The sequence below is a fragment of the Amycolatopsis sp. lyj-112 genome (assembly GCF_046549055.1).
Classification (GTDB): Bacteria; Actinomycetota; Actinomycetes; order Mycobacteriales; family Pseudonocardiaceae; genus Amycolatopsis.
In genome coordinates this window covers 14,255-31,084 of record NZ_JAJPWS010000022.1, presented here as the reverse complement: position 1 = coordinate 31,084, position 16,830 = coordinate 14,255, and the positions used below count along the sequence as shown (strand labels likewise).

12 protein-coding genes are annotated in these 16,830 nt (G+C 66.7%); 7 read left to right on the top strand and 5 right to left on the bottom strand.

Translation table 11 applies throughout. The features are described from left to right. Nucleotides 1-109: 109 nt before the first annotated feature. From ACLJRL_RS39075 to ACLJRL_RS39055, 5 genes are all read left to right on the top strand, one after another. A complete protein-coding gene (locus tag ACLJRL_RS39075) occupies nucleotides 110-1,531 on the top strand; it encodes a gamma-aminobutyraldehyde dehydrogenase (RefSeq protein ID WP_410661445.1) in 1,422 nt (473 codons plus the stop codon). Between the two features lie 20 nt (nucleotides 1,532-1,551). Then, the gene (locus ACLJRL_RS39070) at nucleotides 1,552-2,664 is read left to right on the top strand and encodes an ABC transporter ATP-binding protein (RefSeq protein WP_410661499.1); all 1,113 of its coding nucleotides are present in this window, start codon (nucleotides 1,552-1,554) and stop codon (nucleotides 2,662-2,664) included. Further along, the gene (locus ACLJRL_RS39065) at nucleotides 2,661-3,866 is read left to right on the top strand and encodes an ABC transporter substrate-binding protein (protein ID WP_410661444.1); all 1,206 of its coding nucleotides are present in this window, start codon (nucleotides 2,661-2,663) and stop codon (nucleotides 3,864-3,866) included. Before ACLJRL_RS39070 ends, ACLJRL_RS39065 begins: the two co-directional genes overlap by 4 nt. 80 nt (nucleotides 3,867-3,946) lie before the next feature. After that, complete coding sequence (locus ACLJRL_RS39060) at nucleotides 3,947-4,831, top strand: ABC transporter permease (protein WP_410661443.1); 885 nt, start codon at nucleotides 3,947-3,949, stop codon at nucleotides 4,829-4,831. Between the two features lie 9 nt (nucleotides 4,832-4,840). Continuing rightward, a complete protein-coding gene (locus ACLJRL_RS39055) occupies nucleotides 4,841-5,647 on the top strand; it encodes an ABC transporter permease (protein ID WP_410661442.1) in 807 nt (268 codons plus the stop codon). A gap of 46 nt (nucleotides 5,648-5,693) precedes the next feature. On the opposite strand, the gene ACLJRL_RS39050 is transcribed toward ACLJRL_RS39055, so the two are convergent. From ACLJRL_RS39050 to panB, 4 genes are all read right to left on the bottom strand, one after another. Next, nucleotides 5,694-8,537: a PQQ-dependent sugar dehydrogenase gene (locus ACLJRL_RS39050; RefSeq protein WP_410661441.1), complete on the bottom strand. Its 2,844-nt coding sequence runs from the start codon at nucleotides 8,535-8,537 to the stop codon at nucleotides 5,694-5,696. Between the two features lie 307 nt (nucleotides 8,538-8,844). After that, a complete protein-coding gene (pip, locus tag ACLJRL_RS39045; RefSeq protein ID WP_410661440.1) occupies nucleotides 8,845-9,804 on the bottom strand; it encodes a prolyl aminopeptidase in 960 nt (319 codons plus the stop codon). Between the two features lie 88 nt (nucleotides 9,805-9,892). Next, the gene (locus ACLJRL_RS39040) at nucleotides 9,893-10,867 is read right to left on the bottom strand and encodes a hypothetical protein (RefSeq protein WP_410661439.1); all 975 of its coding nucleotides are present in this window, start codon (nucleotides 10,865-10,867) and stop codon (nucleotides 9,893-9,895) included. A 236-nt stretch (nucleotides 10,868-11,103) separates the two neighbouring features. Next, nucleotides 11,104-11,979, bottom strand: coding sequence for a 3-methyl-2-oxobutanoate hydroxymethyltransferase (gene panB, locus ACLJRL_RS39035; protein WP_410661438.1), 876 nt, complete (start codon nucleotides 11,977-11,979; stop codon nucleotides 11,104-11,106). Nucleotides 11,980-12,235: 256 nt separating this feature from the next. Here panB and lysX point away from each other — a divergent pair, with 256 nt between their 5' ends. Continuing rightward, on the top strand, nucleotides 12,236-15,553 hold the full coding sequence (gene lysX / locus ACLJRL_RS39030; RefSeq protein ID WP_410661437.1) for a bifunctional lysylphosphatidylglycerol synthetase/lysine--tRNA ligase LysX: 3,318 nt from the start codon (nucleotides 12,236-12,238) through the stop codon (nucleotides 15,551-15,553). 152 nt (nucleotides 15,554-15,705) lie between these two features. Further along, complete coding sequence (locus ACLJRL_RS39025; protein WP_410661436.1) at nucleotides 15,706-16,287, top strand: DinB family protein; 582 nt, start codon at nucleotides 15,706-15,708, stop codon at nucleotides 16,285-16,287. A 5-nt stretch (nucleotides 16,288-16,292) separates the two neighbouring features. Here ACLJRL_RS39025 and ACLJRL_RS39020 read toward each other — a convergent pair whose 3' ends face one another. Beyond that, on the bottom strand, nucleotides 16,293-16,829 hold the full coding sequence (locus tag ACLJRL_RS39020) for a methylated-DNA--[protein]-cysteine S-methyltransferase (protein ID WP_410661435.1): 537 nt from the start codon (nucleotides 16,827-16,829) through the stop codon (nucleotides 16,293-16,295). Nucleotide 16,830 lies beyond the last annotated feature (1 nt).

Here is a 16,830-nt window from a genome sequence, read left to right as displayed (position 1 = left end):
CGTCTTGTCATCTAACCTATGGACTTATATGTTTTAGCTCTCTCGCCGCCCCAAAAGGGAGCAAGGGACCTTTGCTATCGCCTCACGCCCCCAGGCCCCTGGAGGTCTCGTGCAGCAGTTGAAGCACTTCATCGGCGGTGAGTACGCCGGATCCGCGTCGGGCAAGGTCTCCGACGTCGTCGATCCGGTCACCGGCCGTCCGTACTGCACCGCCGCCGTCGCCGGAGGAGAGGACGTCGACCGCGCGCTCAAGGTCGCGGCCGCCGCCTTCGAGGAATGGCGCGACACGACCCCGGCGCAGCGGCAGCTCGCGCTGCTGAAGATCGCCGACGCCGTCGAGGCGCGGGCCGACGGCCTCGTGCTCGTCGAATCGGCGAACACCGGCAAGCCGATCGCGCTCACCGCGGCCGAAGAACTGCCGATGATCGTCGACCAGTTGCGGTTCTTCGCGGGCGCCGCGCGTGTCCTGGAAGGACGGTCGGCAGGCGAATACATGGAAGGGCATACCTCTTTCGTCCGCCGAGAACCGATCGGCGTGTGCGCGCAGGTTACGCCGTGGAACTACCCGCTGCTCATGGCGGTCTGGAAGATCGCTCCCGCACTCGCGGCCGGCAACACCATCGTGCTCAAACCGGCCGACACCACGCCCGCCTCGACGCTGCTCCTCGCCGAGATCTGCGCCGAATTCCTGCCGCCGGGCGTGTTCAACGTGATCTGCGGCGACCGCGACACCGGACGGGCGCTCGTCGAGCACGACATCCCCGCGATGGTGTCCATCACCGGCTCCGTCCGTGCCGGGATCGAGGTCGCCGGTTCGGCGGCGAAAGACGTCAAGCGCGTACATCTCGAACTCGGCGGCAAGGCCCCCGTGCTGGTCTTCGCCGACGCCGACATTGAAGCGGCCGCCGAGGGGATCGCCGCCGCGGGGTATTTCAACGCGGGCCAGGACTGCACCGCGGCGACCCGGGTGCTCGTGGCCGACGAGGTCCACGACGCCTTCGTCGCCGCGCTCACCAGACAGGCCGAGGCGACCACCACCGGCAGACCCGACGACACGTCGGTCACCTACGGGCCGCTCAACAACGCCGCCCAGCTCGAACGGGTCGCCGGTTTCGTCGACCGGCTCCCCGCACACGCGACAGTCCACTGTGGAGGTGAACGGAATGGGAACGAGGGTTACTTCTATGAACCGACGGTGATCTCCGGCGTCCGGCAGGACGACGAGATCAGCCAGAAGGAGGTATTCGGCCCGGTCATCACCGTGCAGCGCTTCGGCTCAGAAGGAGAAGCGCTCACGGCGGCCAATGGTGTCGACTACGCGCTCGCGTCTTCGGTGTGGACCACCGATCACCGGCGGGCGATGCGGCTGGCCGGGAAGCTCGATTTCGGCTGCGTGTGGATCAACACGCATATCCCGCTGGTCGCCGAAATGCCGCACGGCGGCTTCAAGAAATCCGGCTACGGCAAGGACCTCTCGCTCTACGGCCTCGAGGACTACACCCGCGTCAAGCACGTGATGAGCGCGCTGTGACGACCACCGAAAGGCACGCCATGCCGCATCAAGCGCCCGCGGGGGAGCAAGGGACCTTTGCTACCGCCTCGCCCGGCGACGGGGGTCCCGCCATCCGGCTCCGCGGGCTGCGCAAGGAGTTCGGCCAGGTCCAGGCGGTCGACGGCGTCGACCTCGACATCCCGCCCGGCGAATTCTTCTCGATGCTCGGCCCGTCCGGCTCCGGGAAGACGACCGTGCTCCGCATGATCGCCGGCTTCGAACTGCCGACGGCGGGCACGATCGAACTGCACGGCCGCGACGTCAGCCGCCTCGCCCCGTTCGACCGTGACGTCAACACCGTCTTCCAGGACTACGCGCTCTTCCCGCATATGTCGGTGCGCCAGAACGTCGAATACGGCCTTCGGGTGAAACGCGTTCCGCGGGCGGAACGTCGTCAGCGCGCGAAGGAAGCACTCGAAACGGTGCGGCTCGGTGAGTTCGGCGAGCGCAAACCCGACCAGCTCTCCGGTGGCCAGCGCCAGCGGGTCGCGCTCGCCCGCGCACTGGTCAACCGCCCCAAGGTGTTGCTGCTCGACGAGCCGCTCGGCGCGCTCGACCTGAAACTGCGCCACACCATGCAGACCGAGCTCAAGCAGATCCAGCGCGACGTCGGCATCACGTTCATCTTCGTCACCCACGACCAGGACGAGGCGCTGACGATGAGCGACCGCATCGCGGTGTTCAACGCCGGCCGCATCGAACAGGTCGGTTCGCCGGTCGAGGTGTACGAGCGGCCCGCGTCGGCGTTCGTCGCCGGTTTCGTCGGCACCTCGAACCTGCTCAGCGGAAGCGGCGCCGAAAACATCATCGGCAGGCCCGGCGTCTTCAGCATCCGTCCCGAAAAGATCCGCATCGACGCCGATCTCTCGAAGTCGGCGGAAGCCGGCGAGACCAGCGCCACGGGCACCGTCACCAACACCGTCTACGCCGGTGCCACCGTCCGTTATGAGGTCACGCTCGACGCCGGCGGCCAGCTCTCCGTGGTCCGGCAGAACACCGCCGAGCCCGCGGATTTCGCGGGCGGCCGCGTCCGCCTGAGCTGGCGGCACGAACACAACTTCCGAGTCCCCGAAGCCGGTCAGCCGTCCCCGCACCGAAAGGTTGTTCAATGAAGAACAGGAAACTCGCGCTCGCCGGGCTGCTCGGCGCCGGCCTGCTCGTGGCCGCCTGCGGCACCTCCGGTTCGAACTCCACCGCCGCCGCTCCCGGCGGGCAGGGCTTCACGCCGCCGAAGCTCGACGCGCTCGCGCAGCTCGGCCAGCCTGAGGGAGAAGTCAACGTGCTGGCCTGGCCCGGCTACGCGGAGAACGGCTCGAACGACCCGGCCGTCGACTGGGTCACGGGCTTCGAGAAGGAGTCCGGCTGCAAGGTCAACGTCAAGGCGTTCGGCACCTCCGACGAAGCCGTGAGCCTGATGAAGACCGGCCAGTACGACGTCATTTCCGCCTCCGGGGACGCCTCGCTGCGGCTCATCGCCTCCGGCGACGTCGAACCGGTGAACACCGCGCTCGTGCCGAACTACGCCGACGTCTTCGACTTCCTCAAGAACCGCCCGTGGAACAGCGTGAACAACGTGGCCTACGGCGTGCCGCACGGCTGGGGCGCGAACCTGCTCACCTGGCGGACCGACAAGGTGACCCCGGCGCCGACGTCGTGGTCGGTGATGTTCGACGCGAACAGCCCGTACAAGGGCAAGATCTCCGCCTACGACTCGCCGATCTACATCGCCGACGCCGCCCTGTACCTGCGGACGCACAAGCCGGAACTCGGCATCAAGAACCCGTATGCCCTGGACGACAAGCAGTTCCAGGCCGCGGTCAATCTGCTCAAGCAGCAGCGGCCGATGATCGGCGAGTACTGGTCGGACTACCTCAAGGAGAGCCAGGCGCTCAAGAGCGGCGATGCCGTCGTCGGCACCGCCTGGCAGGTGACGGTGAACCTGACCAAGAGCGAGGGCGCGCCGGTCGATTCGGTGCTGCCGTCCGAAGGCGCGACCGGCTGGTCGGACACCTGGATGGTGTCGGCGAAGTCGCCGCACAAGACGTGCTCCTACAAGTGGCTGAACCACATCGTCAGCCCGAAGGCCAACGCCCAGGTCGCCGAGTACTTCGGTGAGTCGCCCTCGAACCCCAAGGCGTGCACCGAAACCAAGGACAAGGCGCACTGCGACACCTTCCACGCCGGTGACGCCGCCTACGCCGCGAAGATCGCCTATTGGACGACGCCGATCGCGCAGTGCCTCGACGGTCGCACCGACGTCAAGTGCAAGGACTACGGCGAGTGGACGCGCGCCTGGACCGAGATCAAGGGCTGATCCTCCTGAACTCCGGGAGCGGCCGGTGGCGCCCCCCAACGCCGGCCGCTCCCGGTCCCATCGCTCAGTAGGCGGAGATGATGACGACCACGCTCGAATCGCCGAGGCGGAAAGCTTCCGCCTTTCTGTACCGCAAACCCCAGCTGCGGCTGGGAATGCTGTTGTCCGCGCCGATGCTGTGGCTCGGTCTCGCCTACCTCGGCGCGCTGGGCGCGTTGTTCGTGACCGCGTTCTGGCACACCGATGTCTTCACCGGCCAGGTCGTCACCGAGTGGTCGCTGGACAACTTCGCGACCCTGTTCAGCGACGCGGTCTATCGCACGATCACGCTGCGGACGGTCGGAATCGCCGCGCTGGTCACCGTGATCACCGCCGTCATCGCCTTCCCGATGGCGTTCTACATGGCGAAGTTCGCGTCACCGAGAGCGCGACGGCTCCTGGTGATCGCCGTGATGACCCCGTTGTGGGCGAGCTACCTGGTGAAGGCCTACGCGTGGCGATCCATGTTGTCCGGCAACGGAGTCCTGCACTGGCTGCTCACCCCGTTCGGCCTCGACACCCCCGGCTACGGCGTGCTCGCCACCGTGATCACGCTGTCGTATCTGTGGCTGCCGTACATGATCCTGCCGATCTACGCGGGCCTGGAACGGCTGCCCAATTCCCTGGTGGACGCTTCCGGCGACCTCGGCGCCCGGCCGTTCCGGACGTTCCGCTCGGTCGTGCTGCCGGTGACCTTCCCCGCCGTCGTCGCCGGGTCGATCTTCACGTTTTCGTTGTCCTTGGGCGACTACATCGCGGTGAAGATCGTCGGCGGTACCTCGCAGATGCTCGGCAACGTCGTCTACGACAACATCGGCGCGGCCAACAACCTGCCGTTCGCGGCGACCGTCGCCACCGTGCCCGTGGTGATCATGCTCGCCTACCTCGCCGCCGTGCGCCGCACGGGCGCGCTGGACAACCTGTAGGAGCGCGAGATGCGGCTTTCCAGGACGACCAAGTACCTGCTGCTCGCGGCACTAGTGCTCGGGCTCGCGGTGATCTACTTCCCGCTGCTGGTGGTGCTGCTCAATTCTTTCAACGCGGACACCACCTTCGGCTGGCCGCCGTCGAGTTTCACCCTCGAATGGTGGGCCCGGGCCGCGGAGAACGAGGGCGCGCTGAACGCACTGGGAACGAGCGTCCAAGCAGGACTCGCGGCGACCGCGATTGCCTTGGTGCTGGGCACGATGGCGGCCTTCGCGCTGCAGCGGTACCGGTTCTTCGGCCGTAACCAGGTGTCGCTACTGATCATCCTGCCGATCGCGCTGCCCGGCATCGTCACCGGTATCGCCTTGAACAACGCCTTCCGGACGATCCTCGGCATCGACCTCGGCCTGTTCACCGCCATCGTCGCGCACGCGACCTTCTGCATCGTGGTGGTGTTCAACAACGTCGTCGCGCGCCTGCGGCGGATGGGCGGCAACCTCGAAGAAGCGTCGATGGACCTCGGCGCCGACGGACTCACGACGTTCCGGCTGGTGACGTTCCCGATGCTGCGATCGGCTTTGCTGGCCGGCGGCCTGCTGGCGTTCGCGCTGTCGTTCGACGAAATCATCGTCACGACCTTCACCCTCGGGACCGGGCTCGAAACTCTGCCGATCTGGATCCTGAACAACCTGTTCCGGCCCAACCAGGCACCGATCGTCAACGTCGTCGCGGCGGTGCTGATCCTGGCTTCGACGATCCCGGTCTATCTGGCACAACGGCTTTCCGGCGACACGACTTCTGGTGGTCGGTTATAGAAAAGCGCCGGTGCGGCCCGAAAGCCGCACCGGCGCCTCGATTCACTCAGTACCGACGGTCCACTACCGCCCCGGTCGCAGACGTGAAGACGACGTAGCCGTTCTGGAAGTCACTGCGCTTGCCACCTGGAACATCGTATTCGCCGCTGGTCGGGAAACCGAGATACGAGGTCTCCCAGCCGAGTTGGCGCCAGCGATTCCGGATCGCGCCCCGCACATCGAACGCGGCGGTCGTGCCGAACCGCCAGTAGATCGAGTGCTCCTCGTTCCCCTTGCGGAAGTGGTTGTACTTGCCGCTTCCCTGCGGCGTCCACGTCTCGTCGGTGACGGGGTAGCCGACGCCGTTTTCCCAGCCCACCGCTGCCCAGCGGTCACGAATCCATCCATGGACTTCGTAGGCACCGGTCGACGGCGTCCAGTAGATCGAGCCGACTCCGCTGAAATGGTTGAACCTGCCCACCCCGTCCGGGGTACCGGTTTCGTCGGTGGTGGGGTAGCCGAAGAACCTCTCCCAGCCGAGTGCCCCCCACTTCTCCCGGATCGCGCCCTTGACGAAATGCGCGCCGGTCTGAGCCGTCCAGTAGATCGACGAGTTGACGAAATGGTTGTACCGGCCGACCTGGTCCGGCGTCGACGCCTGGTCAGTGGTCGGGTGGCCGAGAACACCGGCTTCCGCTCCGGTCTCGAGCCACTTGTCGCGGATGGGGCCGTAGATCGCTGCGGCACCGGAAGCCGGCGTCCAGTAGATCGTCCCCTCGCCAGTGGTCGGCCCGCCGTCGAAATGGTTGAAACGGCCGTTGCCCGCTTTGCCCGGGTACTCATCCGAGCTTGGAGCCCCGAGGAAGGCGTGTGCGCCAAGGGCGAGGTATTTCTCATGGATCCGGCCTTGGACAGCGGTCACGTCAGTTCGCGAGGTCCAGTAGAGACGACCGTTGGCGTAGGCCTGCCAATGTCCGGGGCTTTCAATGACCTCGCGTCCCACAGCTGCACCTAGCGCGGTGCGCAGGGTCGGCTCGTCGGCATAGCGCTTTTCGATGGGCGACCGGTAGTCCGCGCGGAGCATGAGATCGGCGCCGGGCATCCGGATCTCCCGATGCCGGGCGGTGCCCTGTGTATCCGCCCACCGCCAGAACGCCGCACCGTTCAGTGCGGTGGTGGGCGCCGAGATCCTCAGTGGCGAGCCGACGGTCACCAAGCGGTTGGCGGTTCGATCCGGCTCGACGGTGAACTGAGCGGGGTGTGTGCCGACGACCGTGAGCTGGGCGAGGCGTGGCTGGGCGACGTATCTCGCAGCGGCTATGACGTTGCGGCTGTTCGTCACGGTCCCAGTGAGCACGAGCCTGCTGTCGGTCTCCTCCGGGAAGTCCAGCTTGACCGTCGAGCCTGAGCCGTGGCGCACAAGTGTGGTCGTACAGCTGTTGTCGGCGGGACAGCGCAACTGCTCCGCCCGCCAGATGACGGTGATCGGCCCATCAACGGGATCGTCCGATTCCGCGGACACCGAAACCGTTTCCCTCGACGAGAACACCGTGCCCGGGTTAGGCGGGAGCAACGTGATCACCGGGCCGGCACTGCCCGGCGTGATCGCCTGGCTCGAACTCGCCACCGTGCCGTGGACGTCTTTCACGGTCAGGGTGGCGGTCGCCGTGTACCCGGGTCTGTAGGTGTGGTCCGACGTGCGCCCGGTGCCCGTTTCGCCATCACCGAAGTCCCATTGATAGGTGAGATCGTCGAAGTCGGGGTCCGTGGACATACTCGCGTCGAACGAAACCGTGCGAGTGGAGGGATCGATGGTGGCGTTGAAGGCCGCGACCGGGGCCTTGTTGGCGGGCCGGTAGCTCAGCCGTCGCAGGGCTGAGGTTTCCGCATCGGCCACCACGATGTCCCCGTTGCGGGCGGTCGTTATCGAGACGGGGCTACCCAATGCGGAGGCGAAGACTTTGGGTGAGTTGATCACTTGTGCCGAATCCGTGAAGCTGAGCGTCGACAGAGATCCCGCGCCTTTGTCGGCCATGAAGTGACTTTCGCGGTACGACTCGGGATAGGCCTGCCCGCCGTACCGGACGCCGCCGACGATGGAGCTGTTGTCACCGTGGGTGGTTTCGATCAGTGGAGCGGTGTTCATGACGTTGCGGCATTCGGGCAGGTCCCGGTACCCGGGTGTCTTCGCTGCCCCTTCCCAGCAGGGCCATTTCATGCTCTGGCCGGGGAACGCGATGTTCACTTCGTCTTTTGCCGTCCGGCCGGTGTCCGTGACTATCACTCCGCCACGGGGGTCGAGCGTGACGCGGGGATCGTGCAGACCGCTGAGATAGTTGCGGCTTCGCCAGGAATCCCGCTCTGTGGGGTCGAAGAAGGGGTTGTCCGCGACGCCGAGTCCGCTCGGGTCGACTCGCAGGATCTTGCCGGTCGGCTGGTTCAGGTCCAGCGCACGCAGTGCGAAATTATCGACGATGTCGTCGGTGGCGTTGTCGCCGACCGCGATCCAGAGGGACCTGCCCGTCGGATCCACCGCGAGGTCCTGGATCCCTCTGTGGTCGGAATTCGCCGCGAATTCGAGGACGACCGATTCGCCGGTGAGCCCGGTGGGTGCCTCGGTACCTTGTGCATGCCATTTGCTGACACGGAGAACACGATCGCCGCTGCCGGTCGATACCGCTTGCGTGGTGTAGATCGTCCGGCTGGTGGCGTAATCCGGAGCCACCGCGATACTCGTCAGGCCGAGTGATCCGCCGGTATAGACGGGAATCGATGCGACTTCGCTCGGCTGGCCGCCATTCGGGGTCCAGCGCACGGAGCCGCGCTTGCCCGTGGTCAGCACACTGCCATCGGGCAGATATGCCGCGTCGGTGAGTTCGCCGGACGGCTGCCCCGATGGCGTGTCGGTCAAGACGAACCCGGATGGCAGTACGGGTGCCGCTTCGGCGACAGGTGCCGTGACGCCGAGAGCGGTCAAGACTGCCGTCGCGGCGGCGATGGACGTTCGAAGAACGCATGAGAACCTGCTTTCTTCGAACGAAGAGAGCTCCAGAAGTCGCGGAATCGTGCGCGGGCCGGGGTGGAGGCGCGAAAACGGCACCGTCGCGGCCACGGCATGGTGCTACACGACGATCAAGACACCCGGATCCCCCCAAGGACGATGATCAAGAGGAACGTTATTGGTCTGGACCCGGCTTGTCATCGGCCATCTGCCGGAGTCAGCGAAGCCGGAAAGAGTCCGTCGCGGCCCGGATCGCGGCCAGCATCCCCGGGTCCGTCACCGCGTGGCCGGCCGCCTCCACCAACTCGAGCTTCGAGTCCGGCCAAGCCTGATGCAGTTCGTAAGCCGTCACCGGCGGGCACACGGCGTCGTACCGCCCCTGAACGATCACGCCAGGAATTCCCGACAGCTTCCCGGCCTCCCCGATCAGCTGCCCGTCCTCGAGCCACGCCCCATGGCAGAAGTAGTGCAGAGCCAGCCGCGCGAAGGTGACGGCGAAGTCGGGCGACGCGTACTGGTTGTGGAAAGCCGGATCCGGGCGCAGGCACACTGTCGCGCCTTCCCAGGTACTCCAAGCGATCGCCGCGCGCTCCCGGATCGCCTGATCGGGGTGATAGACCAGTTCGCGGTAGGCCGACATCGGGTCGTCGCGACGTTCTTCGGGAATCGGGGCGAGAAACGCCTCCCACTCGCGCGGGAAGAGGTTCGCCGCGCCGCCGCCGTAGATCCAGTCGAGTTCGCTGCGGCGGACGGTGAAGACGCCGCGGAGGATGAGTTCGGTGACCCGGCTCGGGTGGGTTTCGGCGTAGGCGAGTGCGAGTGTCGCGCCCCACGAGCCGCCGAAGACCTGCCATTGCTCCAGATTCAGCCGTTCGCGCAGCTTCTCCATGTCCGAGACGAGGTGCCAGAGGGTGTTCACCGACAGGTCGACGTCCGGCTTGCTGATATGCGGAGTGCTCTTACCGGTGCCGCGTTGGTCGAACAGGATGATCCGGTAGGCCTCGGGGTCGAAGTGCCGCCGAGCCATGGGGGAGATGCCGCTACCAGGGCCTCCGTGCAGGACGACCACCGGTTTTCCGTCCGGGTTTCCCGCCTCTTGGCAGTAGATCCGGTGCCCGTCGCCGACGTCGAGCATGCCTTCGGCGCGCGGCGGGATCGATGGATACAGGTCGTCCATAGGGACACTCTGCCCGAATCGGCGAGTGTCCGGAGGGTGGGGGCCCGCCCCCGCCGCCGGGCTGAGCGGGCCCCCGGTCTCGGTCGCGTCAGCAGCCCGCCGTGGCGGTCACGTTCGCGAATCCCTTCCCGGCACCGGTCACCTTGTTGCTCGCGCAGACCTTGTTCCCCGTAGCGGCCTTCACGAGGTAGAAGCCGTACGCGTATGAGGACTGCACGTCCGCGGTGTTGCCGGAGAAGGTGTTGTCGCGGCCCCAGCCGTCGAGCTGGACATGGACCTCGAAGCCGCCGTAGGTCGCGTTGTGCACGAAGACCTTGCTGCCCCGGTTGTCCGCGACCACGTAGTTGTTGCCCTTCATGTCCACCCAGCTGTCAGCGAAGTGCTCGCCGCTCTGCCCGGTCCCGTCGAAGACGTTGCCGCGCAGTTCGCCGCCGGTGGTGCCTTCCTTGATGTCGATCGACTCGGCTCGCACGTTCGGGCCGATCTTGTTGCCGATCGCCTTGTTGCGGTCGCTCCGGTCGGGCGTGCCGCCGGGCCAGTTGCTCTTCGCGGAACCGAAGTAGATGCCTTCGCCGTAGCCCGCGTACTCGCGGCCGGTGTCGGTCACCTCGGAGTTCTTCACGACGTTGTCGGTGCTCGTGTACTGGAAGTGGATGCCTTCGTGGCCGACGCCGGTGACCTTGATGCCATCGACGACGGTGTTCTTGACGCCGGTGGCCATGAGGCCCTTCTGGCCGCCGGTGACGGTGAACCCGGTCAGGTTCCAGTAGCTTCCGGTCAGCTCCAGCGTGCGGCCGGCCGAGGCCTTGATGACGGCGCTTCGCGGACCCCTCAGCGTGATGCGGCTGCTGGACGTCCCGCTCTTCGCCGCTTTGAAGTTGCCGGTGAAGGTCGTGTTGGCCGCGAGTTCGATGATGGTCCCTGGAGTGACCGAAGCGAGTGCGGACGTCAGTTCCGCCGAAGTCCCTACGCGGACTGTCGCGGCTTGCGCGGGGTACGCCGCTAGGGTCGACAGCAGGGCGGCACCGGTCGCGATGGCCAGAACCCGCTCACGAATACGCATCCGTGGTCCTCCTCGTCGAGGGATCGAAGCTCAGTCGTGGCGGCGACGGGCTAGACGTTAAGCCTCTTTACGAATGCTAGTCAAGGACATGATTGAAGTTCATATACGTGAACGACTAAAGGAGGGTTGGCACGCAGGGGGCGTCCGGAAATGAGAGCAAGGGACCTTTGCTACCGCCCTTCAGGAGCGGGCGATAGCAAAGGTCCCTTGCTCTCTTTCTGCAGGTCGGGTGTGGGTCAGTCGTGGAAGGAGTGCTCCGCGGCCGGGAACTCGCCGCGCCGCACGTCTTCCGCGAACGCCGCCGCAGCGCCGGACAGAACGCCCGCGAGATCGGCGTACTGCTTGACGAACCGCGGAGTCTTGCCTGTCCGGAGTCCGGCCATGTCCTGCCAGACGAGCACCTGCGCGTCGCAGTCGGGACCGGCGCCGATGCCGACGGTCGGGATCTTCAGTTCGTGCGTGATCCGCTTCGCGGCTTCGGCGGGCACCATCTCCATGACGACCGAGAAGGCGCCTGCCTCCTCGAGAGCCAGTGCGTCGGCGAGCAGCGCTTCGGCCGCTTCGCCGCGTCCTTGAACTCGGTAGCCGCCCAGATTGTGTTCACTCTGTGGGGTGAATCCGATATGTCCCATCACAGGGACGCCGGCCGAAGTCAGTGCCTCGACGTGCGGCGCGAACTTCCGGCCACCTTCGAGCTTCACCGCGTGCGCGCGGCCTTCCTTCATGAACCGCACCGACGTCTCCAGCGCCTGCTGGGGCGAAAGCTGATACGAGCCGAACGGCAGGTCGGCCACGACCAGCGCCCGCTTCACCGAGCGAGTCACCGCGCGGCACAGGGGGAGCAGTTCGTCCACGGTCACCGGCAGTGACGTGTCATAGCCGAAGACGTTGTTGGCCGCGGAGTCGCCGACGAGCAGCACGGGAATGCCGACCTCGTCGAACAACGCGGCCGTGTACATGTCGTAGGCGGTGAGCATCGGCCAGGTTTCGCCGCGGTCCTTCATCTCGCGAAGGTGGTGTACGCGGACTTTCCTCCCAGGTGTGGCCTGGGGTGCGGCGCCGGTCCCGTACGGAGCGGCGAGTTCACCGGAGTCCTTTTCGGTGGCAGACATCTTTGTCGACCGTCCTTCCCTCGAGGCCTCGAAGAGGTCCCCGGGTCGTGGAGCTGAACACCTCAAAGCGTGACACGGGTGGATTGCGCTCCCAAGGCCCTGCGACCAGCTTCACACCTCGGTGTCGACGCAGCGTCACGCCCGCGAACGAGAAGATTCGCGACCGGAGGATGATGTTCGGTGACAACCACACGGGGTTGTGTGACGTCAAGTAGTAGCAGCTGTCGATCACCTGTGAGCTCCGCGAAAGGCCAGTATGGGAAACCCAGCGAGCCGTGTCTCGCCGTGGAAGGCGAGGGCTGGCGGAATCGTCGCCACTCTCGTGCAGCTCGCGGCCGTTTTTTCGGTGATTCTCCTACTCGCCGGCGGCGTGCGGGGGCCGGTGCTCAAAGGGGGCGACCTCGCGTTCTCCACGCTGAGCATCCCGACGAACGCGAGCCTCGTGATCGTCCTGCTGCTCGTCGTCCTCGGCTCCGCGCTCCGTCGCCGCAAACGCGCCGCCCTCTACACGTTGCTGTTGTTCCAGTTCGGCGGCCTGGCGATGACCCTGGCCTTCCAGGCCGCCTTGCTGTGGTGGCCTGGGCTGCTGAACCTGGGGCCGTGGCAGGCCCGGCACATCCCGCATCAGCTGTGGGTGCTGACCATCGCCGACCTGATCTCGATCGGCATGATCGCCCTCCTCTGGAAACTGCGGCCCGCGTTCCCCGCCCGCCTGGCGCCGAGCGCGTGGCGCGACGGCTTCACCGTGCTGCTCGGCGGCCTCGCCGCGGTCATCCTCGTCGGCTGGGGCCTGAGCGAAGCGTTCCCCGGGCGCCTCGCCGACACATGGGAGCGGTTCGCGTGGGTCGTCAACCACACGACCGGTGAGAATTTCCAGCTTCGCCGGGTCGGCATCTCCGAAGGGCCCGCCTGGCTCGACCTCGTGCTCGACCTCAGTGCGACGGCCGTCGCGACAGCGGCGTTGTACACGCTCTTCCGCGGAGTACGCAGCCGTCGCTTGAGGACGGACGAAGAAGAACTGCGGGTACGCCGTCTGCTCGCCGAACACGGCGAAGACGACTCTCTGGGCTATTTCGCCACCAGGCGCGAGAAGAGTGTCGTCTTCGCACCCAATGGGCGCGCGGCGGTGGCCTACCGTGTGCTCGCCGGTACCAGTGTCGCGAGCGCCGATCCGATCGGCGACCCCGACGCCTGGCCGGACGCGGTCCGCGCCTGGCTCAACGAATCGCGCACCTACGGCTGGACCCCCGGTGTGCTCGGCGCGAGCGAACGCGGCGCGAAGGCGTACGCCGACGCGGGATTGCGGGCACTGGAAATCGGGGACGAAGCAGTCCTCGACGTCCGCGACTTCAGCCTCGCGGGGCCGGAACGCCGGTCGGTCCGGCAAGCGGTCAAACGGATCGAACGGGCCGGATACACCACCAAAGTCCGGCGACACAGCGAAATCCCGATCGACGAAATGGCGGCGCTGTTGCTGCAAGCGCAGCAATGGCGCGGCGCGGAGACCGAGCGCGGGTTTTCGATGGCACTCGGCAGGCTCGGCGATCCGAGCGACGGCCGCAGCGTGATGGTGGAGGCGTACGACGCTCAAGGCGAGCTTCGCGGAATGCTGTCGTTCGTCCCGTGGGGGCGCCGGGGCCTGTCCCTGGACCTGATGCGACGCGACCGCGACGCCGAAAACGGGCTCAACGAGTACATGATCGCGGAGGTCGTCGCGGCGAGCTCGCACCTGGGCGCACAACGGATTTCGCTGAACTTCGCGATGTTCCGCGCGGTCTTCTCCGAAGGCGAGCGGATCGGCGCGGGCCCGGTGCTGCGCGCGTGGCGCGGTGTCCTCAGCATGGCGTCCCGGTTCTTCCAGCTGGAATCGCTCTACCGGTCCAACGCCAAGTACGGACCCGACTGGGAACCGCGTTTCCTGTGCTATTCCTCGGCTCGACGGCTGCCGCGCGTCGGCATCGTGGCCGGCGCGCTCGAAGGATTCGTCCCGACCGGACGGTCCGGCAGGGCACTGAAACTGGAGACGGTGACCGACGAATTCGTCGCCGAGGTCCACCGCATCGACGCGAGCGCGGCCACCCCCGCGCCGAAACAGGTACGGCGCCCGGACCAGGTCCGGGTCCGCATGGCCAAGCTGGATCGCCTGCGTGAAGCCGGAATCGACCCTTACCCGGTCGGTTTCGCCCGGGAGGATCTGCTCGGCGACATCGTCGACAAATTCGGTGACCTGGGCCCGGACAGCAACACCGGCCACCGCGTCCGGATCGCGGGGCGCGTGCTCGCGATGCGCAACCTCGGCGGGCTCTGTTTCGCGCGGGTCAAGGACTTCAGCGGTGAGATCCAGCTGATGCTCGACGCCACCGTGCTCGACCTCGGCGGTTGGCGGCGCGGTGTCGACCTCGGTGACCACGTCGGTGTGAGCGGGCAGGTCACGACGTCGCGGCGTGGCGAGCTTTCCGTGCTCGTCGACGAGTGGACGGTCACCGCGAAAAGCCTGCATCCGTTGCCGGACAAGCGAAAGGGCCTCACCGACCCGGAGACCCGCGTGCGGCAGCGCTACCTCGACCTCGCGGTCAACCCGGATTCGACGGCGATGCTGCGAATGCGGTCGACGGTGGTGCGCGCGGTGCGGGAACGACTGCACCAGGGCGACTACCTCGAAGTCGAGACGCCGATGCTGCAGACCGTGCACGGCGGCGCCAACGCGCGCCCGTTCGTCACCCACATCAACGCCTACGACATGCGGATGTACCTGAGGATCGCGCCCGAGTTGTACCTGAAGCGGCTGTGTGTGGCCGGGGTCGAGCGGGTCTTCGAGCTCAACCGGAATTTCCGCAACGAAGGTGTCGACGCGACGCACAACCCCGAATTCACCATGTTGGAGGCGTACCAGGCGTACGCCGACTACAACACGATGCGGGCACTGACGCGCGAACTCGTGCAGCACGCGGCGGAGGCCGCGTACGGCGCACAGGTGGTGCGCCGGCCGGGACCGGACGGGACGATCGTCGAGTACGACATCTCCGGTGACTGGCCGGTGATCCCGGTTCACGAGGCGGTTTCCACGGCGCTGGGGGAGAAGATCGACGCGGGCACTCCGGTTTCCGAACTCCGGCGACTGTGCCGGGCCGCGGGGGTGCCGGTGAACGAGGACGCCGGGCACGGCGATCTCGTGCTGAAGGCGCACGAGCACCTCGTCGAAGGCGCGACGGTGCTGCCGACCTTCTACACCGACTATCCGACCGACGTCTCGCCGCTGACCAGGCAGCACCGCACCGATCCGCGGCTGGCCGAACGCTGGGACCTGATCGCGTTCGGCTCCGAGGTCGGCACGGCCTACACCGAACTGACCGACCCGCTCGAACAGCGGCGGCGGCTGGAGGCGCAGTCGCTGCGCGCGGCGAGCGGTGACGTCGAAGCGATGGAACTGGACGAGGACTTCCTGCTCGCCCTCGAACACGGCATGCCGCCGACCGGCGGGCTCGGTATCGGCATCGACAGGCTGCTGATGATGCTGACCGGCGCGTCGATCCGGCAGACGGTGCTGTTCCCCTTCGTGCGGCCGCAGTCGTAGCGGGAGCAAGGGACCTTTGCTCTCGCTTACTTAGCCTGCCTAAGCGAGCGGTAGCAAAGGTCCCTTGCTCTCTTCCTGGGGATCGGCTGCGTCGAATCGCCCCGGAGCGCCGGGTCCGGATGTAAGGATCCTTCCCGACGGAAGGAGCCACCATGGCTGGAAACGTTCCCCCGGTCGCCGACGAGCGCGAGGGTCTCCTCGCCTACCTCGAGCAGCAGCGACACGTTCTGCGCATCGCCGCGCACGGCCTCAGCGAAGAACAAGCCCGGGCTGTCCCGACGAGAAGCACACTGAGCGTCGGCGGCCTGATCAAGCACACGGCCGGCGTGGAAAACGGCTGGATCGACATCATTCTCCAAAAGCCTTCGAAGCCGTTGGAAGAGGCGATGAAGGACTACGAAGCCGACTACGTGATGGCGCCGGAGGAGACGGTCGAAAGCGTTCTCGCGCGCTACGACGACGTCGCCCGCCGCACCGCGGACGTCATCGCCGGGATCGCCGACCTCGGCCAGCCGGTCCCGGTGCCGAAGGGCGTGCCGTGGTACCCGCAGGACGTTGACGCGTGGTCGGTCCGCTGGGTGCTGCTCCACGTGATCGAGGAGACCGCACGGCATGCCGGGCACGCCGACATCATCCGCGAGCACATCGACGGCGCGACCGCCATCCCGTTGATGGCCGCCGCGGAGGGCTGGCCGGAGACGCCTTGGCTCAAGCCCTGGTCACCGGTCCAGTAGAACGTTCAGAACAAAGTCGGTTCGTCCGCCAAAGCGCCTTCGATGACCAGCATCCGGCGCTTGGTGGCGACCCCTCCGCGCGCGGAGAATCCACCGTCCTTGCCGCCCGCGGCGAGCACGCGATGGCACGGAACGATGATCGGGAACGGGTTGCGGCCCATCGCCTGCCCCACGGCCTGCGCCCCGCCGGGCATGCCGAGGATGTTCGCGATGTCGCCGTAGGTCAGGGTCTTGCCCGCCGGGATCGTGCGGATGAATTCATAGACCCGGTGGTGGAACTCCGGCACGCCTTCGTAGTCGAGCGCGACGCCGATGAGGTCGGTGCGCTTGCCGTCCATCAGCGAAACGATGCTGTTGATCGCACGCTGAACGTCACCTTGTGGTGTGGCCTCCACGGCTTCGGGCAGCCGCGCGGTGAGGCGTGCCCGGGTCTTCGCTTCACTGCCTTCGGGTAGCTGGACCGCGATGACCCCGCGTTCGTTCCACGCGATGCCGCAGTCGCCGATCGCGGTGCCGAACACGGCGTATCCCGGTGCCGTCATG

What these genes read in the sequence shown, in the direction of transcription:
- ACLJRL_RS39020 (WP_410661435.1), bottom strand. Translation starts at nt 16,829, where the DNA reads ATGACGGCACCGGGATACGCCGTGTTCGGCACCGCGATCGGCGACTGC.
- ACLJRL_RS39065 (WP_410661444.1), top strand. Translation starts at nt 2,661, where the DNA reads ATGAAGAACAGGAAACTCGCGCTCGCCGGGCTGCTCGGCGCCGGCCTG.
- ACLJRL_RS39055 (WP_410661442.1), top strand. Translation starts at nt 4,841, where the DNA reads ATGCGGCTTTCCAGGACGACCAAGTACCTGCTGCTCGCGGCACTAGTG.
- ACLJRL_RS39070 (WP_410661499.1), top strand. Translation starts at nt 1,552, where the DNA reads ATGCCGCATCAAGCGCCCGCGGGGGAGCAAGGGACCTTTGCTACCGCC.
- lysX (WP_410661437.1), top strand. Translation starts at nt 12,236, where the DNA reads ATGGGAAACCCAGCGAGCCGTGTCTCGCCGTGGAAGGCGAGGGCTGGC.
- panB (WP_410661438.1), bottom strand. Translation starts at nt 11,979, where the DNA reads ATGTCTGCCACCGAAAAGGACTCCGGTGAACTCGCCGCTCCGTACGGG.
- ACLJRL_RS39060 (WP_410661443.1), top strand. Translation starts at nt 3,947, where the DNA reads ATGACGACCACGCTCGAATCGCCGAGGCGGAAAGCTTCCGCCTTTCTG.
- pip (WP_410661440.1), bottom strand. Translation starts at nt 9,804, where the DNA reads ATGGACGACCTGTATCCATCGATCCCGCCGCGCGCCGAAGGCATGCTC.
- ACLJRL_RS39025 (WP_410661436.1), top strand. Translation starts at nt 15,706, where the DNA reads ATGGCTGGAAACGTTCCCCCGGTCGCCGACGAGCGCGAGGGTCTCCTC.
- ACLJRL_RS39040 (WP_410661439.1), bottom strand. Translation starts at nt 10,867, where the DNA reads ATGCGTATTCGTGAGCGGGTTCTGGCCATCGCGACCGGTGCCGCCCTG.